At 64.2% G+C, this 23360-nt stretch carries 13 protein-coding genes; 4 read left to right on the top strand and 9 right to left on the bottom strand.

Going from position 1 to position 23360, the window contains the following annotated elements:
* Positions 1-1374 (bottom strand): sulfatase, encoded by a 1374-nt coding sequence (locus KF886_15825; GenBank protein MBX3178823.1) that lies wholly within the window; start codon positions 1372-1374, stop codon positions 1-3.
* A gap of 110 nt (positions 1375-1484) precedes the next feature.
* Positions 1485-2573, bottom strand: a complete 1089-nt coding sequence (locus tag KF886_15820) for a serine hydrolase (protein MBX3178822.1) — start codon at positions 2571-2573, stop codon at positions 1485-1487.
* A gap of 308 nt (positions 2574-2881) precedes the next feature.
* Here KF886_15820 and KF886_15815 point away from each other — a divergent pair, with 308 nt between their 5' ends.
* Together KF886_15815 and KF886_15810 are read left to right on the top strand one after the other, a co-directional pair.
* Positions 2882-4018: an efflux RND transporter periplasmic adaptor subunit gene (locus KF886_15815; protein ID MBX3178821.1), complete on the top strand. Its 1137-nt coding sequence runs from the start codon at positions 2882-2884 to the stop codon at positions 4016-4018.
* On the top strand, positions 4015-7131 hold the full coding sequence (locus KF886_15810) for an efflux RND transporter permease subunit (GenBank protein ID MBX3178820.1): 3117 nt from the start codon (positions 4015-4017) through the stop codon (positions 7129-7131). The genes KF886_15815 and KF886_15810 overlap by 4 nt, the downstream gene beginning before the upstream one ends.
* 150 nt (positions 7132-7281) lie before the next feature.
* On the opposite strand, the gene KF886_15805 is transcribed toward KF886_15810, so the two are convergent.
* The 6 genes from KF886_15805 to KF886_15780 form a co-directional block, all read right to left on the bottom strand.
* Complete coding sequence (locus tag KF886_15805; GenBank protein MBX3178819.1) at positions 7282-9066, bottom strand: hypothetical protein; 1785 nt, start codon at positions 9064-9066, stop codon at positions 7282-7284.
* Positions 9067-9270: 204 nt separating this feature from the next.
* A complete protein-coding gene (locus KF886_15800) occupies positions 9271-10281 on the bottom strand; it encodes a hypothetical protein (protein MBX3178818.1) in 1011 nt (336 codons plus the stop codon).
* Between the two features lie 100 nt (positions 10282-10381).
* Positions 10382-11845: a Gfo/Idh/MocA family oxidoreductase gene (locus tag KF886_15795; GenBank protein MBX3178817.1), complete on the bottom strand. Its 1464-nt coding sequence runs from the start codon at positions 11843-11845 to the stop codon at positions 10382-10384.
* Positions 11846-12087: 242 nt separating this feature from the next.
* The gene (locus KF886_15790) at positions 12088-12573 is read right to left on the bottom strand and encodes a hypothetical protein (protein MBX3178816.1); all 486 of its coding nucleotides are present in this window, start codon (positions 12571-12573) and stop codon (positions 12088-12090) included.
* A 779-nt stretch (positions 12574-13352) separates the two neighbouring features.
* A complete protein-coding gene (locus tag KF886_15785) occupies positions 13353-14855 on the bottom strand; it encodes a carboxypeptidase M32 (protein MBX3178815.1) in 1503 nt (500 codons plus the stop codon).
* 258 nt (positions 14856-15113) lie between these two features.
* Positions 15114-15938 (bottom strand): sugar phosphate isomerase/epimerase, encoded by an 825-nt coding sequence (locus KF886_15780; GenBank protein MBX3178814.1) that lies wholly within the window; start codon positions 15936-15938, stop codon positions 15114-15116.
* Positions 15939-16340: 402 nt separating this feature from the next.
* Here KF886_15780 and KF886_15775 point away from each other — a divergent pair, with 402 nt between their 5' ends.
* Both KF886_15775 and KF886_15770 read left to right on the top strand, forming a co-directional pair.
* Complete coding sequence (locus KF886_15775; GenBank protein ID MBX3178813.1) at positions 16341-19496, top strand: DUF1553 domain-containing protein; 3156 nt, start codon at positions 16341-16343, stop codon at positions 19494-19496.
* 44 nt (positions 19497-19540) lie between these two features.
* Positions 19541-20953, top strand: coding sequence for a DUF1501 domain-containing protein (locus tag KF886_15770; protein ID MBX3178812.1), 1413 nt, complete (start codon positions 19541-19543; stop codon positions 20951-20953).
* Positions 20954-21988: 1035 nt separating this feature from the next.
* On the opposite strand, the gene KF886_15765 is transcribed toward KF886_15770, so the two are convergent.
* Positions 21989-23329 (bottom strand): DUF4041 domain-containing protein, encoded by a 1341-nt coding sequence (locus KF886_15765; protein ID MBX3178811.1) that lies wholly within the window; start codon positions 23327-23329, stop codon positions 21989-21991.
* Positions 23330-23360: the final 31 nt, after the last annotated feature.

Raw genomic sequence — 23360 nt, 5'->3', positions numbered from 1 at the left:
CTACGGAACCGCGGGCGGCGTGAACGGGTCCTCCGCCTCCCGAAGCCAGCCGCGCAGCCGCCCCTCGAGTTCCTCCCGAAGCGCGGCGTACTCCCGGTCCGCGATCAGATTGTTCATCTGGTAGGGGTCGAGCTGGTTGTCGAAAAGGCAGAACGGCCCCTCCGGTCCAACCGCGTAGGTGTAGCGCGCCGTGCGTACGCCGCGGAAAATCGGCGCCGGGTGGTTGTTGCCGTGCGAGGCATTCTCCTTCGCAATGTGCATGATGAACTGCGCATCCCGCGCCGGCGGCGCCTCGCCCCGAAGTACGCCGCTGTAATCCCCGCCCACGAACGCGGCGGGCGGCTCGATCCCCGCAAGCCCGCACAGGGTCGGAGCCATGTCGATCGCGCCAATCAGCGCCGGGCTGGCGGCGCCCCCGGGAATGCGCCCCGGCCCGTAAACTATCATCGGGATACGAAGCGATTCCTCGTAAGGCTGGCGCTTGCTGCCCACCGCATGCGATCCGTGCATGCTGCCGTGATCGGACGTATAAATGACAATGGTGTCCTCCGCGATGCCCTCCGACTCCAGCGTGTCCAGCAACCGGCCCAGCTCGTCGTCGACCGCGCTGATGTGCGCGTGATACCCCTCGTAGAAGGGGGATCCGTTGCTCGCGAATATCGACCCCGCCTCGGCGTCGGAGGGCGCGAAATTCGGCCGGAACGGCAGCGAACCCTCGGGGTAAAGCGCCCGCTTCTCCGGCGGCGCGTCCGTGAAGTCCGCATGCGGCGGATTGATCGAGAGCATCAGAAAAAAGGGCCGCTCCCGGTTCTCGCGGATGAAGTCAATGGCCTGATCCGTCATCAGCGTGGCGTTGTAGCCCTTCGGCTGGACGGGTTCCCCCGCCGCCGGAAAGTACACCCCCTTATCGTAGTGGGTATTGATGCCCTCCCAGATCAACGAACGATCGAAGCCGAACGGCTCCGCGCGCGTACCCCCCAGATGCCACTTGCCAATGTACCCCGTGCGGTAGCCCGCCGCCTGAAAGGCCTTCCCGACCGTCATTTCCGCCGGAGAAAGGGGCAGCCCATTGTCGATCACCCCGGTCTGATACGGCCAGCGGCCCGACATGGCGATCGCGCGGTACGGCGAGCATACCGGATAGTTGCTGACACACTGCGTGAAGGAAAAACCCTCTGCGGCCATCCGGTCCATGACCGGCGTTTTCACCTCCGGCATTTCGGTGTGCCCCATCGACTGGTAGCGATGCTCGTCGGAGAACACATAGACGATGTTGGGGCGATCGCGATCCTGAGCATCCGCACATAGGCTCGCCAGGGGCACTGACGCAATGACAAGAGCGACACAAATGAAACGTTGTGGCGTGATGGGCATTCCGGCCTCCCGGGGGGATTGGAGTTAAAATATTGCCCCAGTGTACGGCCCCAGAGAACGTCGTGTAAAGCAATTGCGCAACGGTGCGCGTTTGCGCCCCATTCACCGGACTATTGCGCCGCCCTTCCCAGCATCCGGAATACGGCATTCAGGGGGTGCGGTTGCTCCGGACGATCACCCAGGGTCGTGTCGTTCCACGAAAGCACCAGATCGAGGCTGGGAATCACCGCGATGCCCCGTTGGCCATTCTTGTGGCCCAGCGCACAGAACACATCCAAGGGCGCATCCGGCCACATCCGCTTTCCATCGCGGTCGACGCCATTGACCCACCAGAGCCAACTGTAGCTGCCGAAATGATCGGTCTGGTTGTCGGGAATGCGCTCCGAGCCCAGGCTCGTCTGGCCGGGGATCATCTCGGCCAACTCCCCGGACGTCCGCGGCAAATCGGGCGGCAGTGGGCTCGAAACCGCCATCCGCGCATGTTCGGGCGTGAGCACCGGCTGGCCACGCCATGCCCCGCCCCGAAGGTAGAGTAATCCGAAGCGCGCGAAATCCCGGGGCGATATGCCGAGACGACCGCGTCGCCCCTCGGGTCCGAAGGCGATTAAGGTGGGGGCGTCTTCACATTCCAGGATATCCGCCAACAGCGGACCCAATACCACACGATCGGCGGTGTCCCAGGTCGCGCCGTAGATCTTTTCGATGAGGGTGCTGGAGAAGAGGGCCATCTGCCAGTCGTTGTAGTCGAAGGCGGCGCCGGGTTTTTCACGCACGCCATAACACGAGGTTTGATTGGCGGCGTGACGAAACGTGATTCCCCGATCTTTGTGGTCCAGGTCGGGATTGATTTCAGTCAGCCGGGGCTCGAAGCTGGCCATCGGCGTGTCGAGGCTTTCCAGGCGGCCGGATTCCACCGCGAGAAACAACAGGGTGCTGAACCAGGGCTTTACAGCGGAAGCTACATCGCCCCGTTTCGCGACATCCCCCCACGCATAGACCAGGTAGCCCGCGCGAACCACGCAGCCCCGTCCGCCCAGGTAGGTGGCAACGTCCTGCAGCACGGCGGGGTCGAGTCCGGCGTCCGCGGGGTCACGCTGTGCCCATTGGTCGTCCGGCCACACGGCCTCTGAATGCGCCGGCGTGGTCATGGCGCCCGAGACGATGAGGGCAATAACGCAACCTTGGCGAAAAGATGACATGACTTGAAATCCCCATACCCGTGGATGCACAAAGAGGTAGTCCAGTCTACGGGGCGTGGCGGTCTCCTGTAAAGTCGAAGCGCGTCCGCTGGACAAAGACAGGGGCGTTCCGTATACACTGGCAGGGCGGCGGGTTTACGCCATAGCCATCAATTCGGCTCAATTCCCCGGAGTAGTACCGTGTTTCGATCAAATTACGCAGCGCCCCAAGCAACGGGCTGCATGCGCCGGACTTGCTCCGCCGCCAGCGGAGAATTCCCGTGAAGAAATTCATTGTCGTTGCCGCCTTCTTCGCAACCAGTGCCGGGATCGGCTGGATACTTTACAATGGTTACTGGCGCGCAACGGAAATCACCGATGCCGGGCGCGAGGCCCCGCCTGCACCGGTAGAAGTCGCCCCCATCGCGCGCGGGCCCATCGTATTCCGGAGGACCTTCAGTGGAACCCTCGAAGCGACCTCCGCCTTCATCGTGGCCCCGAAAATCAGCGGCAGGGTGAAACGTATCGCCGCCGATCTGGCCGATCCCGTCGATCGCGGCCAAACCGTGGTCGAACTGGACGACCAGGAATACGTACAAGCCGTCTCGCAATCCCGGGCCGACCTGGCCGTCGCAAAAGCTACCCTCGCCGAGGCGCAGAGCACCCTCGAAATCGCAAATCGCGAACTGGGCCGCGTCGAGACGCTCCGGACACGCGGGGTGGCCTCCGAATCACAACTTGACGCCGCAAAGACCGCGCAACTCGCCGCCCAGGCCCGGCTGGAGGTGGCGCGCGCCCAATTGCAGCGCGCCGAGGCTTCCCTCGAAGCCGCCCGTATCCGCCTGGACTACACCATCGTCACCGCGGAGTGGAGCGGCGGCAGCGATCGCCGTGTCGTTGCGGAGCGCTTTATTGACGCGGGCGATACAGTATCGGCGAACGCGCCGCTCCTCTCCATCGTGGAGCTCTCTCCAATTACCGGCACTATCTTCGTGACTGAGCGTGACTACGCCCGGATAGCGGTGAATCAGGAAGCCACACTCCAGACCGACGCGTTTCCCGGTGAACAGTTCGCGGCCCGCGTGGCCCGGATCTCGCCCATTTTCCGCCAGGAATCGCGGCAGGCCCGCGTCGAACTACTGGTCGAAAACCCGGACGCGCGGCTCAAACCGGGCCTGTTCATTCGAGTCACCATCGAGCTGGCCCGCGAAACCGACGCCACCATCGTGCCCGAAGCAGCCCTCACCTCCCGCGCCGATGTCGATGGCGTGTTTATCGTCGAAGAGGAAGGCCCGTCCGTCGTGTGGCGTCCCGTCACCGTGGGCCTCCGGGAGGGCGACCGCGTCCAGGTCGCCGGCGAAGGCCTCCAGGGGCGCGTCGTAACCCTCGGCCAGCAACTCCTGGACGACGGCTCCGCGATTATCATACCGGCGGACGAAGACGAGGCGGGGAGCGCCGCCGTATGAATCTGCCCAGGTTCAGCGTAGGCCGCCCGATCCTCACCACGATGGTGACCATGATCGTGGTGTTGCTGGGCGCGGTCTCGCTCAGCCGCGTGCAGATCGATCTGCTGCCCGCTGTTGAAATGCCCACCGTTTCCGTCCGCACGTCCTACGCCGGCGCAAGCCCGGAAGTCATGGAGCAGCGGGTCACGCAAATCCTCGAAGAAATCATCGCCACCACGCCCGGTGTCGAGGAAATCTCCTCCTCCTCCAGCGAAGGCTCCAGCTCCATCGACGTTACCTTCGCCTGGGGCACGAATATCGACACCGCCTCGCTCGATATGCAGGGCCGCATCGAAGACGAGATCAACGAGCTTCCCGACGATATTACCCGCCCCCGCGTCCGCAAATTCGATATCACAAATTTTCCGGTCGTTATCCTCGGCGTCCTCGGCGATCTCGACCCCGTCGAACTCACCACGCTGATCGAGGACCAGTTGCGCTACCGCTTCGGCCGCATTCCCGGCGTCGCGCAGGTGGACCTCTGGGGCGGGTGGGTTCGCGAGATCCGGATCGCGCTGGACCCCGCGAGGATTAATGCCCTCGACGTGCCGCTGAACCAGGTGCTGGCCGCCGTGCGCAACGCCAACCTCGACCTGCCCGCCGGCAAGATCGAGCAGGGCCGCTACGAAGTCACCCTGCGCGCGCCCGCGCAATACGCCAGCGTTGACCAGATCCGGGAGACCGTCGTGGCCATGCGCGGGGGCGCCCCGGTCACGATAGGCCAGATCGCCGAGGTGCTCGATACCCACGAGAAGGAGTCGTCCATCGAGCGCATCAACGGCAAGCGCGGCGTCCGCGTCGGCATCCGGAAGCAGTCGGGCGCGAATACCGTCGAAGTGTCCAGCGCCATCCTCAGGGAAGTGGAGGCGGTCAACCGCGACTTCCCACAGATCGAGGTGATCGCCGTTAGCAACCAGGGCAACTTCATCGAGCGCTCTATTAACAACGTCGCGCAATCCGTCCTCTACGGCGGCGGACTGGCCGTTTTCGTGCTCCTCTTTTTCCTGCGCAATTTCCGCAGCACCGTGGTCATATCCCTCGCCATCCCCATTTCCGTCATTGCCACCTTCGCCCTGGTTTACTTCGGCGGGTTCACGCTGAATCTGATGACGCTCGGCGGCCTCGCCCTGGGCGTCGGCATGATGGTGGATAATTCGATCGTCGTCCTGGAAAACATCTTCCGCCGGCGCGACGAGCTCCACGAAGACAAACGCGCCGCGGCGGTCCGCGGGGCCGGCGAGGTCGCCACCGCCATCGTCGCCAGCACCATCACCACCCTGGTCATTTTCCTGCCCATGATTTTCGTGCAGGGCGTCTCCGGGATACTCTTCCAGGAACTCGCCTACGTAATCGTCTTCTCCCTGGTCTGTTCGCTGCTGGTGTCGCTCAGCCTCGTGCCCATGCTCGCCTCCAAGCTCGTGGAGTCGCCCGAAGAGCTGCACAAGAAACACAAGGCCCAGTTCAGCCTCATCGGAAGAGTCTCCGATGCCTCCGAACGGGCCCTGCGCAAGCTGGACAGCGCCTACCGGGACCTGCTCGGAAGCGTCTTGCGCAATCGCGCCCTGGCCATCGCCGCCGCCGCCGCCCTCCTCGGCATGTCGCTTTTCCTGATTCCCCTCCTCGGCACCGAGTTCCTCCCCCCGAGCGACGAGGGGCAGGTCCGAATTCACGGCGAGCTGGAGGTTGGCACGCGCCTCGATATCGTGAACGAGCAGGCGCTGCGGATCGAGTCGATCGTGTATCCAGCCGTTCCCGAGGCCATTTCCACGTCGGCCAGCGCAAGCGCGGGTGGAAATCTGTCGCTCTGGATGACCCTCGTGCCCGCCAGGGACCGCCAGCGCTCCAACACCGAAATTGCCAACGACCTCCGCCAGCGGCTGAGCGGCCGGATCCCGGGTACCGAGCTGCGCGTCCTGGCCCCACAGGGCCAGTTCCTACTCAACCGGATTCTCGGCGGCGAAGAGGGCATTACCGTCGAGATCCGAGGCTTCGATCTCGATACCCTCGATTTGCTCTCGCGGCGAGCGATGGAGGAAATGGCGGAGGTGCCCGGCGTCCTCGACATCAATTCCAGCATCGACGAGGGCATTCCACAGCAGGAGCTGACCGTCGACCGGGACAAGGCCGCCGACCTGGGATTCAGCGTCAGCGACGTCGCCCAGGCCATCGAAACGGCCTTCGCGGGAACGCAGGCCGGTGAATTCCGCGACGCGGGCAATTCCCACCGAATACTCGTTCAGTTTCGTGACGCCGAGCGGCTCACAATCGAGGAGGTGCTGGACCTGACGCTGACTTCCTCCGCGGGCGAACGCGTGGCCCTGCGCAATCTCGTGGCCGCCGCCGAGGGCCGGGGGCCGCAGGTGATCCAGCGAAAGGACCAGCAGCGTATCGCCACCGTGTCCGCCAACGTCGTCGATCGCGATCTCGGCTCGGTCGCGCGCGACGTGGATCGCGCGCTGGACCTGATCGCCCGTCCCGCCGGTTACGACCTTACCGTCGCCGGAAACTACGAGGAGCAGCAGGAGTCATTCCGGGAACTGCTTATCTCCATGATACTCGCCCTGATGCTCGTGTACATGGTGCTGGCCTGCCAGTATGAGTCCCTCCGCGACCCGCTCGTGGTAATGTGTTCCGTGCCCATGGCCGCCATCGGCGTCCTGCTCACCCTCTACCTCACGGACACCACCCTCAATGTGCAGTCCTATATCGGGTGCATCATGCTCGGCGGAATCGTCGTGAACAACGCCATCCTGCTCGTCGATCAGGCCGGTCGCCTCCGGACGGAAGACGGCATGAACACCCGCGACGCCGTCGCCGAGGCCGGGCGCCGCCGCCTCCGGCCCATTCTCATGACCACCCTCACCACCATGCTCGGCCTCATGCCGCTGGCCCTCGGCATCGGAGAGGGCGCCGACGCGCAGGCCCCCCTCGCCCGCGCGGTCATCGGCGGCCTCGCGGGCTCCACGCTCATCACCCTGGTGCTGATCCCCGCCGTCTACTCGCTCTTCCACCCGGACCCGAAGGGCGCGGCGGTGGATGAGAAGGTGAACGCCGGAGGCGGGGCCACCGCCTGATCAAAGACCGCCCAGATGGCGTCCGACCCCTTCCGGCTCGAGCCCGGCAATCCTGTATTCGGCCAGGGCCGGCGCGGAGATACGGGAGCGACCGAAGCGGGCGGAACGGGGGGAGAAGCCTCGCAGGGCGAACGGGACGCCGCCACGCGCTTATGGCGGCGGGCTGATATGTTGCTTGTAGAGGTCGAAGAAGGTATAGGGGTCGCAGAAGTCCCAATTCCGTTCGCCGCGGGTTTCCTTCAGGCGCTGGATCAGGGCGGCGACAGTGGAGGGCTTCTGCAAAATCATCCGAAAAATGAGAAACTGGGGCTCCGCGCCGTCCGCTGACGCCATGATTTCGAAAACAGCGCCATCGAGATTGCGAAGGTTGGGGTAGAGGTCCCGGGCATGGCGCAGGAAGGGCGCGCCATCGACCACAGGCTGGGCGAATCCGAGCTGCATGCCCACGCCGCGGGGCGAGAACTTCGCGTAGGCCCGCTGGACCGCCAGGGGCATGTCGCCGTGGAAGCCGTTGATCACGAAGCCGGTGATCGAATAGTCGAAGCGGGTGTAGTAGTGCTGGTTGTGGCGCACCCACAGATCGAGCGCATCCGGCAGGCCGGAGCCGAGCCGGTCCCCCGTGAGGAGGTTCGGGTTCAGGTAGCCCGCGCCGGAGTCGCCGCCGATGAACCAGTCCTGATCCGTCCTGGTTGAGAAGACGTGGTTGAAGATGTGTGGTATGCGATCCGACAGGTTGGGATTGAAGGCCCAGGCCATGGGGAGCGTGCCGCGCGCGGGATCGTCCCAAACCTTGGGGATATTGCGGGAGAGCCACGCGGAGGAATCGTAATCACCCATGTACACGAGCACGTAGGTTTTCGCCTCCAGCGCGCGGGGGGGCGGCGGCGTCTGGGTGTAGCGCTCGCGCAGCGGATAGTGCCGGTAGGCCGAAGCGTTCGCCAGGCCGGACATGCCCAACGCGTCCGCGTCCAGGATCGCGTTGTACGCGGAAACCAGCGCCACGTGCTCCCATTCCGTGTGCACGCCGCCGTGCTTCCCGCCTGCGTTGCCATGGTCCGTGTACTTCTGGTTCCACGGCGTGAACCCCGATACCGTCGCCATGGCGTCGCCGCCATTCTGCTCTGCGAGGGATTTCAGAATGGCCGTGAAGGTGGCCCGGTCCGTACCGGGTGGCTGGTTGGGGTCGTCGTTTGGCGTCTCGTCGGCCCAGGGGCTCAGATCAAAGAAGAAGGCCTGCTTCGCCACATAGTAGTCCTGATTCGCGAGCACGGCGTTGTCCAAGTCCGGATACTGAAAGCCGGGCTCCGTCGGTTTCTGAGAGAAGGCGTCCACACAATAGGCCAGCAGGCGGTCGTTGCAGCGGCCCGCATCCAGATACGCTCGCTTTGCCCAGAGGTAGGCGTCGCACTTCGCACTGCCCGACTCACCGCCATCGAAGCGGTCCACGAGCGACAGCTTCACCGGAAGCATCGGCCCCGCGGCGACGGCTTGATCATAGAGCGCGCCGCCCGCGCGAACCGGCAGCCATCCCTCCACGCCGCAGATGGTCGACGCCACATTCGAGGTGGCGGGAACCTTCGGATCCCAGAGCACCGCCCCCGTCAAGGCTTCCGGGAAGCGGGCGAAGAGCGCATCCAGGCTGTCGATACGAAGAATCTCCCGATCCTTCAGCCAGCCTTGCTGGAGAATCTCCAGCCAGTAGTCGTCCACATTCACGGGGCCCGTTTGCCCGGTCCCGCGAAGCAGGCGGATCGCCAGGCGCGGCGCATCACGATTGACGAGGCCCTGCAGCGAAGCCACCAGCTTCAGGGTATCGTATTGCAGGATCGTGTCGTCTCCGTAGCGCGCGAGCACCGGCTCCATATCCAGATAGACGAGCGGCTCAGCGAATGCGGGAACACAGAGCAGAAGGAGAGCGGCGAGGATACGTTTCATGGCGAAGATCCATCGGTTTGCGGGAAGGGGGCCCGGCGCCAGTACGGGCGCAGGCGCTCCCGAGCATGTTAACGCGGGACCGGAATGCCAGAACGGCGGCGGAAAGTCCCCGTGGGAACAGCATAGCATCCGGGGGCGTGGTGGGGCACGGTGCTCGCGTGTAACGATGGCGCTGTTGGGTAGTCGGGCTGGCGGCGTTCCGATTCAGGCGGGATCGGGATCGGGCGCGTCCGCGCCGCCGTAGTAGCGTTTCGTGTAGATCAATAGCGCCAGCAGGGCGACTACCCACAGCGGAATTCCAATCAACATGGGCTTCTGGAATCCGCCCGTCTCCAGGAGCGGCCGCATCATGTCCAGTTGCTGCGGGGGCACGCCCGCCTTCTCGTAGAATTCCATCAGGTCCGCGCGTATGAAGGTGACGAACGCGGAGCCGCCCCACGCGAGGACCAGGGCGGCGGAGCCCCATAAGGCGGCGGGCTTCAGTTTGTAGGCGCCCCAGGCCAGCCCGGCGCTCAACCCGGCAACGGTGATCGCCGCCGCGGCGCCCCCGGGTCCGCTCAGTATCACGCCGAAAAAGGGAAGCGCCCAGTTGTAGGCGCCCATCAGGAGCATGGACACAGACAGCGTGACAAAGAGCAGGACATGGGCGAGAACCGGCATCGGGCACGCATCGGTCCAGCTCGGCGCGGGATTGCGGTACTCGCAGGTCGCCCTCACGTCCGCGCCACGATAGAAAAGTACAAGGGCGCCGGGAAAGGCCACGTAGAACACCGCGGAGAAGACGATCATGGAGATCTTCATGGCCTGCGCGAAGCCCGGCGGGGTCTGTCCATTCGCGGCCATCATGTCGAACATGTCCCCCATCATCATTCCCAGGAATACCGTGCCCGATAAGCCGCAGACTAGCCAAATCCAGGCGCTGGTCAGAATGAGGGCGCGCGCCCACCGGCGCGCCAGGATCGAGCCCACGCCCATGGTGATGAACCAGGCCGCGATGGCGCAGTAGAACGCCATGCCCATGAGCGTCATTTGCGGGTTCATTCCCGCCGCCGTTTCTTGTCCCAAGGCGCGCATTGCGAACATGCTGAAAATGATCAGGACGGCAAAAAGGGCGCAAAGCGCGCCAAAGCACAACTGAACCACACCCAGCGCGATAAGCCGGGTGCGCCGATCCTTCACCGGCGGAAGGGGAGCGATCCGCGTATGGCCGTTCATCGATAAAGCCTCCCTGGGCGGGAATCGCCGTTTCGCGCGTCCCGGCGCCCTGGCAATGCACAGCGCCGGCGCTTGTGGGTGAAGCGCCCTTCTGTTTAGCTCAAATAAACCAGGGCGCCCGTTTGGCGCGGTTGATCAGCCGGTTCGCCTGTTCGTCTTCGGGGAAAACCTCCCGCGCCGGATCCCATTTCAGCGACCGCCCCAGTTTGCACGCGATGATCGTCAGGTGCCCGAGCGAAGCGCCCCGGTGCCCGATTTCCTCGTGCGAGGACGGTTTGCCCCGGGTCTTGACGCACTCCAGCCAGTTGGTGTGGTGGTCGCGGCTGCCGGGAGGCGGGTCGTTCTTCGGGTCGTCAAATTCCGCCATCAGCGCCTCGGGACCGCCCGCGATGCCGCCCTCGCCGTACAGCGCCGACAGCCAGCCGCGCTCGCCAACGGCCACACCGCCGAAGCTCCCGCTGACCTGCGCGCCTTCCGGGAGCGCGCCGTACAATTCCTGGAGCTGGCCCCAGCCCTCCACCAGGTGCAGCGTGACGCCGTTCTCGTACCGGTACGTCATCGTGGGGAACTCGCCGTCGTCCGGGTGCACGATCTCCACCGGGCCGCTCTCCTCGAAGCCAAGCGCATACTGCATCACGTCCGCCGCGTGGGAGTGATACCACGTCGACGCGCCCACGCCGAAATCCTCGCAGAACGCCCAAGGCACAACGCCCGGCATCGGGTTGCTGTGGTAGGCCGGGTTGTACGGGCGCCACGGCGCCGGGCCGACCCATAGATCCCAGTCAAGCCCGTCGGGAACCGGGGAGCCGGGCAGCGCAAAATCCAGCGGGATACTGGACGATCCAGTCGTGCGGCCGCGAATGATTCCGCAGTAGGGCTGAATCTGATCTGTCTTGCCCGCGCCGCCGATCCCGTTCCACAGCGTAAAGGCCGATTTAACCGGGCCCAGGCCGCCGTTACGGATGAATTCGCAGGCCCGCCGGATCCGCGGAATGGTCCGGTACTGGCTCCCATTCTGGAATACCCGCCCATTCCGGCGGATCGCCTCAACAAGCTGGCGGCCCTCGCCAATGCAGATGGAATTGGGCTTCTCGCAGTAGACATCCTTACCCGCCTCGGCGGCGTGGATGGATATGGGCGCGTGCCAGTGGTCCGGCGTCGCAATGGAGACCGCGTCGATGTCGTCCCGCGCCAGCAATTCCCGGTAGTCGTTGTAGATCGCGCAGCCGTGGTAGCTGCCGCTGGCCCGGGCTTCCGCATAGTGGCTCTCCACCTCCGCCTGGCCCTCCAGAAGCCGAACCCGGTCCACCTCCGCCAGCGCCACCAGCTGAACCAGCTTGTTCTGCGAGAAATGCGCCAGGTGCCCCCGGCCCATCATCCCCCGCCCGATCTGGCCCAGCACAACGCGTTCGCTCGGAGCCACCGCCCCGTCCCCGCCCAGCGCGGAAGAAGGGATGATCGTCGGGACCGCAAAGGCGCCCGCCGCCGCCGCCGACTGGCCAAGAAAGCGCCGTCGGCTGATCGGTGTTGCGCAAGAAACGCGCGCATCGGAAGATTTCTTCATCGCATTACCCAGTCAATAGCCAGGACAAAGCACGATAGCCGTCCCGGCTGTCCAAAATAAACTCGTTGCAAGGTAGGATAGCCGTCCCGGCTGTCCAAACAAGCCATAGTCAAGATCGTTGCAAGGTAGGATAGCCGTCCCGGCTGTCCAAATAAGCCATAGTCAAGATCGTTGCAAGGTAGGATAGCCGTCCCGGCTGTCCAAATAAGCCGCGAAGGTGCCGCCCCATTCCCGACCCCGATTCATACAGCCCCAATCTTACGCCGCGCCGACTGTATCGCCGCCCGCAAGACCAGATCCCCATCATCCGCCACCGCTTCCAACGCCGGTTTGCACCCCGGGTCCCGGCGTTCGCCCAGCGCGTTCACAATCCCAATCCGGGCCGCCCCCGTCGCGGCCGGCAACGCTTCCCGCAACGCGGACCCCGCCGCGCCGTCCGGGATGGCTTGGAGCGCATACAGGGCGCGGTCCAGCAACGCCGCGTCGGCCAGCATCCCGGCCAGGACAGGAACGCTCGCCGCCGAACCGATCAGCGCGAGCTGGCGGCAGACGTATTCCTTCGCCGGCACGGGCGCGTCCGATTGCAGCACCCCAATCAAGGCCCGCTCTATCGCCAGAAGCCGTTCCGGATCGCCATGCGCCTCCCGAACAGCGCCATCGATGGCGTAAAGGCTCGCACGCTCCCCACCCCAGTCATACCGCATCAGCGGTTCCATCAAATCGTCCATTGGCTTCCGCTTCTTTCATGCGCGTGCAACGCGCTCCCGGAAACACTCTACCACGTCCCCCGCCAACGTGTATACCCGGCTACACGATGCCCCGGAAATAGGATGCAGCCACCCACACGCCGCAAAAACCGAAAGTATTCTCTATCCGTACTACTATCCGTCAACTTCTTGTTTTCTTGGCAAGTTTATTCGAAAGTCACGCGGCAATCCATTCATACAAAACAGGTTACTTGTCTGCAACACGGGTTCGAAATTCGCCCCCTTTTATCGGCGGTGTTTTGAGAAAACGCCCCGAAGGGGCACGGCAGCTTCGAGCCGCGGGCAACGCCCGGGGTTAACGGAATAGGTTTCCTGTAAGCCCTGAAAGGGCGGCGCAGTTCATGCTCCTACGCTGAACTGCGCTGCCCTTTCAGGGCGAATAAAAACTACACCACGCTTCCCCTGGGCGTTGCCCAGGGCTCGAAGCTGCATTGGCCCTTCGGGCCGGAAGAGCGGGAAACCCGAGTCCACTACATTCATCACTGGCGCCTTGAACCACCATACAATTCGCGTTCATTCGTGTTCATTCGCGGTTCAAATCTATTCGGTTGCGGCCAGCGGCTGCGCTGTGCCCTTCGTGGTGATCATTCCCTCGGTTGCGGCCAGCGGCTGCGCTGTGTCATCAGTGTAATCCGTGGTCAAAACTCCGGATCACGGGCCGCAGCCGCTCCCAATGCATTCGTGTGTATTGGTGTTTATTCGTGGTCAAAAAATGCGCCCTAATTCAAGCATTCCTATCCCTACGCCAGCCCGTACAGCGGCAAATACTTCTTCTCCAGGTAGCGCATGAACGGATCCGCGCTCGGCGGCTGCCCCGTCACGTCGGTGATCAGCTCCACCGCCGTTTTCCGCCGCCCAACCTCGTGGATGTTTTTTCGCAGCCAGCCGAGCAGCGGCGCGAAATCGCCCGCCTCCACCTGCGCCCACAGGTCCGGCAGCGCCCGCTCCGCCGCTTCGAATATCTGCGCGCTATAGAGATTCCCCAGTGCATACGTCGGGAAATACCCGATGCTCCCGTGCGACCAGTGGATGTCCTGAAGGCACCCGAGCGCGTCATTGGGCACATCCAGCCCCAGGTACTGCTTCATCTTCGCGTTCCAGGCTTCCGGCACATCCGCCACCTTCAAATCCCCCTCTACCAGCGCCAGCTCGATTTCAAATCGCACTATCACATGCAGATTATACGTGCACTCATCCGCTTCGACCCGGATAAAGCTCGGCGTAACGTGGTTCACCGCGCGGTAGATCTCCGCAGGCGTGCGCCCGTCGAGCTGCCCCGGATACGCCTCCATCAGCGCGGCTGTGTGACGCCGCCAGAAGGCCAGGCTCCGCCCGATGATGTTTTCCCAAAGCAACGACTGCGATTCGTGGATCCCGAGCGAAATCGCCTGCCCCAGCACCGTCCGGCGGTCCTTCTCCAGGAAGCCCTGTTCGTAGAGCGCATGGCCGCCCTCGTGGATCGAACCCATCAGCCCCGAAAACAGATCCTTCGGATCGATCCGCGTCGTGATACGTACGTCCGTCGTGTCGAAGTTGATGCTGAACGGGTGCACCGACTTATCCTGGCGGCCCGCCTCGAAGTCGTAGCCCATTTCCTTCAGGATTCCGATGCCGAAGTCCCACTGCGCCGCCGGATCCCACTCCTGCTTCAGCCACGACAGGTCCGGCTGGCCCGGCGCGTTCACCAGCCGCTGCACAAAGTCCTGCTGGCGCGGGGCCAGGTCCCCGAATAGCGTCTTCAGGTACTCCGCCGTCATTCCGCGCTCATACTCGTCCAGCAGCGCGTTGTACGGCGACCCCTTGTAGCCCAGGTATTCCGCCTTCTCCAGCATCATATCGAGGATGCGTTGGAGATGCGGCTGAAACTGCGCGAAATCCGATTCCTTCCGCGCCTTCGTCCACGCCTCGAAGGCCTCCGCCCGCGCGATTGCAAACTTCTGGACAAACGCCTCCGGCAGCTTCATCGCGTGGTTGTAGTCGTGCGCCGCTTCCGACAGCAGCTTGGCGTCGTCCGCTTCGAGGTCGCCATCGTTCTGCAGGTCCAGAATCAGCCCGCCGATTTCCGGGTTCGTAAAGAGCCGGTGCGCCAGCCCCGAAAGCGTCGCCAGCTGCTGCCCACGCCCCGACGCCGCCTTTGGCGGCATGTAGACCTCCTGGTCCCAGTGCAGCAGCGAGATCGCGCTGTTGATATCGCTGATTTCGCCCAGCCGGGCCTTCAGGGTCTCAAACTTCGCCTGACTCATGGAGGGGACTCCTGATCGTGTTTTTGCTATACTCTGCGCCGGAACAGGCCCTGCATCGTAGCATGCCGTTCCGAGATGCCGCTACCTTCCACAAAAAAGGCCGCGCGATGCGGCCGGAGTTGCGTATGAGCCTGCTGGTCGCCGTGTACCTCCTCGTCCGGGACACCTTCTTCTTCGTCCTGAACTTCGTCACCGAACTGATCGCGTTTCTGAGCCTCCTCATCAGCAGCATCCTGTGAGCGCCGCCGATTCGCGCGGCTACACGTGCTTGAGGTAGGCGTTCTTGATCCGCTTGAGCAGCCGCTGCTGGTCCATCGCCCATAGATCCTCCGAAAAGATCTCCACCTCGATGAAGCCGCGGAAGCCCGCCTTCTCCACCCAGCCCCGGATATCGTTAATGCGGATGCACCCATCGCCCATCATCGCGCGATCCGTCAGCAGGTCCCGCGTCGGCACGCGCCAGTCGCAAACGTGAAACGCGAATATCGTCCCCGTCGCGCGCTCGATTTCCGCCTTCAGGAAGTGATCCCACCACACGTGGTACACGTCGATCGCGATGCCCACCTGCTCGCTGTCCAGCGCCAGGATGATGTTGTTCGCCTGGTCCATCGTGTTGATCGCCGATCGGTCCGCCGCGTACATCGGGTGCAGCGGCTCGATCGCCAACCGGACCCCCGCCGCCTTCGCGTGCGGGATGAGCGAGTGGATCGCCTCCGCGATCTGTTGCCGCTGGGTCTGCAAATCCAGCTCCGGAACCGCACCGCACACCAGCACCAGCACCGGCGCGCCGATCTCCGCCGCTTCATCGATGATCTTCCGGTTATCCGTCCGCGCCTGCTCCCGCGCCATCCCCGCCGTCGCCGGGAAAAAACCGCCCCGGCACAGGCTCACCACCTTCAGGCCGGAGTCGCGCAGCATTTTGCCCGCTTCCTTCGCGCCGTACGGCTCAATATGATCGCGCCAGACCGTGATCCCCGCCACACCCGCCTCTTCATAGGCCGGAATCGCGGACTTCAGGTCCAGCGGCTTCGTCGTCATCGTGTGCACGCAAAGGCGCGAGGTATCGGTAAGCGGATCGGGCATGCGGGATTCCTCCATGTCGTTTCGGCGGGCGCGGTCGGGTTGGCCCCAACCAGCGACTCGCGGCGGGCAAACCCCGCCCTCGCATCGGAACCGCGCCCATTTGGGAATAGCCGCAATAGTACCATGTAAACCCGCCGCGCGTCGCGATCACGAAGCGCAGACCAATGGGAGCGCGGGCGGCCCGCCCGCATCGCGCCGGCGGCGCAAATGTAGGATAGCCGTCCCGGCTGTCCACCGCGCCAACGGCGCGCTAGGCGCGGACGTTCCCGTGCGCGGCAAAGCAGGCCCGCATCGCACCCAATTTCCATGTCCGGTAAGTTTGTCATTCCCGCCCGCGCGCGGTAGACTATGAGGTGGTCGAACCGGGCGCAGTGCACCGGCCTATTCATGGAAGTTCCCGTTATGCCGCATAACCGTTTCCGGCGGATCCCGATCTTTCGATGCCTTCTCGCCATGGCCGCAATCTGGGGAGGAGGCGCGCCGCCCACAAGCGCCGATCCGCTCGAATACAACCGCGACATCCGCCCCATTCTCTCGCGCAACTGCTTCAACTGCCACGGGCCGGACTCCGCCGCGCGGAAGGCGGGCCTCCGCCTCGACGATCGCGATGCCGCGCTGGCCGAGCGCGCCATTGTCCCCGGCGACCCGGATGCCAGCGCGCTGGTCGCCCGCATCTTTGCGGACGACGCGAACGACCTCATGCCGCCGCCCGAGTCGAAACTGGGGCTGACGGACGCGCAGAAGGACACGCTCCGCCGCTGGATCGCCGAAGGCGCCGCCTACGAGCCGCACTGGGCCTTCCAGACCCCGTCACCTCCCGACATGCCCCAGGCTCCGGGCGCGCCGACGGCAATCGACGCCTTTATCCGCGCGCGGCTCGCCGAGGAGGGCCTTTCGCCCGCGCCGGAAGCCCCGAAGGAGACGCTGATCCGGCGCGTAGCCCTGGACCTGACCGGGCTCCCGCCCACACTGGAAGAAATCGACGCCTTTCTCGCGGACACCGCGCCGGACGCCTACGAACGCATGGTCGATAGCTATCTGAACCGCCCGGCGTATGCGGAGCACATGGCCGCCCGTTGGATGGATGTCGCCCGCTACGCGGACACCTACGGCTACCAGAACGACAAGGAAACCTCGGTCTGGCCCTGGCGCGACTGGGTAATCCGGGCCTACGCCGACAACATGCCCTTCGATGCCTTCGCGCGGTGGCAGATTGCGGGCGACCTGCTCCCGAATCCGACCCAGGACCAGCGCCTGGCGACGGCCTTCAACCGCCTGCACCGGCAGACGAACGAGGGCGGCAGCGTGCTGGAGGAGTTCCGGGTGGCCTACGTGTCGGATCGCATGGAGACCTTCGCGACAGCCTTTCTCGGCATGACAATGAATTGCGCGAAGTGCCACGATCACAAGTACGACCCGATCTCGCAGCGGAACTACTACGAACTCTCCGCCTTCTTCAGCAATATTGACGAATCGGGTATGTATTCCCACTTCACGAACGTCATCCCCTCCCCGAGCATGCATGTGTACGCGGACGGCGAAAAAGAGCGCCACGACGCCCTGCTCGCCGCTATCGAGGAGCGGGAGGCGGCGCTGGAACCCGCCGCCGTCGCGGCGGAGGATCGCCTGGCGGCCTGGCGGGCCGACCCAAATCGCGACGCGCCCGCGCCCGCGCCGGTGATTGATCTCCCGCTGGATGCCATCGCCGAGGGCAAGACGCCGAACGCCGCGAACGCGGAGACCCAGGCGACCCTCTCCCTGGGGCCGGAGCCCGTCGCCGGACCGGAAGGCCAGGCGCTCCGCTTCAACGGCGACAACGGCGTGGACCTGGAGGATATCGCGGCGGCCTTCGATCGCCACCAGCCCCTCTCATTCTCGCTGTGGCTGAAGACACCCCGGCACGCCCCCCGCTACGTGGTGTTCCACCGGAGCATGGCGGCGGAGGACGCGGCGAACCGCGGCTACGAGTTCATGCTGCTGGACGGAAAGCCCACCTTCAGCCTCTGCCACTTCTGGCCCGGTAACGCCATCCAGGTCCAGGCGCTTGAGCCGCTGCCGGAACAGGTTTGGACCCATTGCGCCATCACCTACGACGGCAGCTCGCGCGCGGCGGGCGTTGCCATCTACATCAACGGTGAACCGATCGCGCTGGACGTGGTGCGCGACAACCTCAAGGAAACGCTGCTCTACGAGGGCGAGACGGTCAAGCCGCCGCTCCAGCTCGCGAAACGATTCCGCGACAATGGCTTCAAGGGCGGGCAGATCGACGCGTTCCAGGCCTTCAACCGCCGCCTGACGCCCCTGGAAGTCGCCCACGTGGCCGGGCGCTCAAACATCGTGGCGGAGGCCGATCACCGCGCTGGGGCGGACGCCCCGGACGCCGCGCTTCGGGAATACTACCTGCACGCCATCGACACGCCCTACCGGGAAGCCCTCGCCACGCTCCAGCAGGCGCGCCAGGCCGAGCAGGAATTCATCGCGGGCGTCCAGGAAATCATGATCATGGAGGAGATGGCGGAGGTCCGCCCGGCCTATTTCCTGGAGCGCGGCGAATACCACCTCCGCGGGGAGGAGGTGCGCCCCGCGACCCCGGAAGCCATCCTGCCGATGGACGGCGATCTCCCGCGCAACCGATTGGGCCTGGCCGGTTGGCTCTTCGATCCGGACAACCCCCTGGCCGCGCGCGTCGCCGTGAACCGCCTGTGGACGCAATGCTTCGGGCAGGGCCTCGTAAAGACCCAGGAGGACTTTGGCGTCCAGGGAGCCCTCCCGAGCCACCCGGAGCTGCTGGACTACCTGGCCGTCGAATACCGCGAATCCGGCTGGGACACGCGCGCGATGCTCAAGCGGATCGTCATGTCCGCCGCCTACCGGCAGGATTCCCGCGCCGATGAAACACTGCGGGACCGGGATCCGGAAAACACGCTCCTCGCGCGGGGCCCCCGGCACCGGCTTTCCGCCGAGCAGATCCGCGATCACGCCCTGGCGAGTTCCGGGCTGCTGGTGGCGAAGGCCGGCGGGCCGAGCGCGAAGCCCTACCAGCCCGATGGGCTCTGGCGCGAGGTGAGCAGCGCCTCCTACACCCCGGACACCGGCGACGGCCTGTACCGCCGCAGCATGTACACCTTCATCAAACGCACCATGCCGCCGCCCTCGCTCCTGGCCTTCAACGCGACGAACCGGGAGGTCTGCGTCATGCGGCGCGAGACCACGGTGACGCCCATGCAGGCATTGGTGCTCTTGAATGACCCGCAGTATATCGAGGCTGCGCGCGTGCTGGCGGCGGACGTCCTCGCCGGCGCGAATACGGAAGAGGCGATCCGCGCGATGTTCCGGCGCCTCACCAGCCGCGTCCCCGATTCCGTGGAGCTGGAGATCCTCACGCGCGCCTTCGCGGAGCAGGAAGCCCTTTTCGCGGCGGAACCGGACGGCGCAAGAGCCTACATCAGCACCGGCGAGAAGCCCGCCCCCGAAGGCGCGGATCCGGCCCGCCTGGCGGCCGCCACCGCCGTGGCCCAGGCGATCATGAACCACGAGGAGTTTCAGGTAAAACAATGAAGACGCCCTGCCCACAATGCACCGGCCCCCACCCGCTCGTGGGAATGACGCGCCGCGAAGCCCTCGGCAAATTCGGCATGGGCCTCGGCGCCATGGCCCTCGGCCACCTGCTCCACCAGGACGGCGCGGCCGCCGCCGTGAAGCGGCCCTCCGCGCTCGCTGCGCCGCATTTCGCGCCCAAGGCCAAACGCGTCATCTACCTCTTCCAGAGCGGCGGGCCCTCGCAACTCGAAACCTTCGACTACAAGCCCGCCCTCGTCGCGCGAAACGGCGAGGAACTGCCCGATTCCGTCCGCGGCGGCCAGCGCCTCACCGGGATGTCCGCCAACCAGGCTTCCCTGCCCATGGCGGGTTCCATCTTCAAGTTTGCGCAGCACGGCCAGAGCGGCGCATGGGTCAGCGAACTCCTGCCGCACACCGCGAAAGTCGTCGATGATCTGTGCTTCATCAAATCCCTCCACACCGAAGCCATCAACCACGACCCGGCCATCACCTTCCTCCAGACCGGCTCCCAGCTCTCCGGCCGCCCCAGCATCGGCGCCTGGCTCAGCTACGGCCTCGGCTCGGAAAACGAGAACCTCCCCGCCTTTGTCGTGCTGATTACGAAGGACCAGGGCGGCCAGCCCCTCTATGCGCGCCTCTGGGGCAGCGGCTTCCTCCCGGCGGCACACCAGGGCGTACGATTCCGTTCCGGCAAGGACGCCGTGCTCTACCTCGACAACCCCGAGGGCGTCAGCCGTGAAAGCCGCCGCAAGCTCCTCGACGCCGTCAACGAATTGCACCACCACAAGCTACAGCAACACAGCGACCCGGCGCTGGAGGCGCGGATCGCGCAGTATGAGATGGCCTTCCGCATGCAGCAGTCCATTCCGGAAGTAACCGACCTCGGCGACGAGCCCAAACACGTGCTCGACCTCTACGGCGAGGACGTGCATAAACCCGGCAGCTACGCCGCCAACTGCCTGCTCGCGCGGCGGCTGGCGGAGCGGGGCGTGCGGTTTATCCAGCTCTACCACCAGGGCTGGGACCACCACGGCAACATCCCCGGCGGCATGAAAGACATGACGCAAAAGACCGACCAGGGCTCCGCCGCGCTCATCACCGATCTCAAGCAGCGCGGCATGCTCGAAGACACCCTCGTCATCTGGGGCGGCGAATTCGGCCGCACCAACTACTCCCAGGGCCAGCTCACCGCCACCGACTACGGCCGCGATCACCACCCCCGCTGCTTCACCATGTGGATGGCCGGCGGCGGCGTCAAACCCGGCATGACCTGGGGAGCCACCGACGAACTCGGCTACAACATCGCCGAAAACGGCGTCCACGTCCACGACTTCCACGCCACCCTCCTCCACCTACTCGGCATCGACCACGAACGCCTCACCTACGACTTCCAGGGCCGCGCCTTCCGCCTCACCGACGTGTTCGGCAATGTAGTGAACGAGGTGCTGGCATAAACGACCGACGCCGCAAGATGCTGGCGTAGGGGATCGTCGCCGCGAGATGCTGGCGTAAGGGATCGTCGCCCCGAATTGATCCTCGCGGGCCCCTTCCTCGGGCGCCATACACGAAGGGCCGGGAGGGTACACGGCGAAAGCGCGGCGCCCCCATCCACATCACCCAACGACACAATAAAAACGCTGACCAATGGGAGCGAGGGTCGAAGACGCGCCGTGGTGGGCGGCCCGTCCGCACCGCGCCGAAGGCGCCAAAGTAGGCTGAAAGTCCGCCGCAGGCGGAATAGCCGTCCCGGCTGTCCAAACGCCGAAGGCGCAAGGATCGCGGACATTCCTGTCCGCGACAAAGTAAGCCCACCTCCAGAAAATTCCTCCGACCCAACCAAAGCCACCTCAAAAAGAAAGTGGCACAGCCGTCCCGGCTGTGTTCAGCGCCGAAAGGCGCAAAGGATCGCGGACACGTCCGCGACAAAGTAAGCCTACCTCCAAAAGTTCCTCCGACCCAACCAAAGCCACCTCAGAAAGAAAGTGGCACAGCCGTCCCGGCTGTGTTCAGCGCCGAAGGCGCAAAGGATCACGGACATTCCGCGACAACGCGCGCCAGTCCACCTATACTCCGCCCCAAACCACCCCGCGCCAACCGCGACAAAACCAATGGGCGCCACCCCGAATCCGGGCGGAGTCCCGGATCAATCAGGACGCGCGCGATGGAGCGCCGGCATCCCTGCCGGCCCGCGCCGCGCAGATAACCCATACCCCGCCCGCCGCCAGGGAGAATCCTCGCCACGAATGGCGCGGCAAAGACCACCCATCACCTCGCGGCGCCGCCAAGAAGAGGTGATGGCGCATAGGCACGAAGTGGCGACATAACGTAGCCCTGGGTTTCCTGGTCCCAACGGTAGAGCCCCAGCGGGGCGGCATAAGAGACAGTTCGCAGACGCACCTGCGAAAGCGGGTTGCCCCATGGTCGCCCCGGCCGCCCAGTCGAATCCCGTACACCCATAACGGGGTGGCGAAGGAATCCGGGCAATTCAGTTAAATCGTCGCCGGAAACGCTGGTGTCTTCTCGGGAAGTTGCTCTTCGGTCTCCCGAGCCTCCTTATTCGCTTTTCGAATGGCAAGTGACTCGCGGTACTCACGCGCCTCAGCGAGCTTTGTGAATTCGATATCGCCGCCAAGGGCACGAACGACTTTTTCGATCTCGTCAATTCGGGCGCGAAAGAACTCGCGTCGTGTGTTCACCAGGTTTATCCGGCGGCCCTCAAAATGCTTGTGAAGCCCTTTCTCGAGTTTAGGCGCGTCTTGCGAATAGATGATGGCATGCACATCAAATTTGAATGGGACGGAGGCATCGCCAAGTTCATTGACGCGCTCCAGAGGATCCAATCGCCGCGTCATGCCAATCTTAAAGACAGTGTCGCCGAAAGAGCCAATGTTGGAAATGACGTAGACGTGCCCCGAGCGGGTGAGTTGCGCCTGTGAAATAGCCCGTTCTTTGATCTCGTGCGCGGAATCCAATTGCCTCTCGAGTTTGGCGATTTCAGCGCGCATTCGCTCCAGATCCTCCCCGACCATAGATTCCATTTCCTTCCGCGCGCGGTCTAGCGCTTTCTGGTACTCCGCTTCTTCCTTTTCGGCCTTTTCGCGCGCCCGTTCCAGCTCCTGTTGAACTTTCTTCTCTTCCCGCATCTGCTCTTTGATTTGCCGTTGCTCTTCTTTCTCCGCTTGCCGCTTTTCTTCATGCTCGTGAGTGAGGCGAATCTCTTGGAGCTTCAAGTTCACATAGTGGGGCGAGATCGTAATCGCCGTCGATTCCCCCAACGTGTTGATGGCTTCCGCCGCCTTTTCGACCCGAGTGAGCATCTGGTCCACATTATTCCAACGTACCTTTGCGACTGCAGAGTCACACTCTCCATTGAACGCGCGGAGCATCAATTTGGTCATCCGGTTTACCATCTTCCGGCCATCCGCCAGGCTGTCTCCGACACGCCATTCCTTCGAACACGTCGCCGCAACTTTTTCCCGGATAGCCCTTTTTTGTTCCGCGCGAACTTGGTCCAGTTGTACTTTGTACTTCTCGGAGGTGTCGAAATCGTAGTGTGGCTTGTACAGGCCAAAAGAGATGTCTTCGAGGTTCTCTTCAAGCAGCGAGACCTCCTGAGACAGCAAATCGTAGGTGCGCCGCATTTTCCCATACTTCTCTCGGAGCGCTGCGATCTTGTCCTGCGTGCTTGCAAGGTGCGCATCCACGTCGATTAGATTCTTGTACCTGTTTCGGATTCTGACGTGCTCCGCCCGGTGATGGATCGCGAAGGCGAGTAATCCCACCGTAGTTACAGATAGCAGAATTATGAGAACTGCGGGTGAGCCGTCCATACGATTTTCCCTTAAGGTCATTGATTGCGTT

Source organism: Candidatus Hydrogenedentota bacterium (assembly GCA_019637335.1).
Classification (GTDB): domain Bacteria; phylum Hydrogenedentota; class Hydrogenedentia; order Hydrogenedentales; family JAEUWI01; genus JAEUWI01.
Note: the sequence above shows the minus strand (reverse complement) of the source record. Positions and strands in the feature narration are given on the sequence as shown.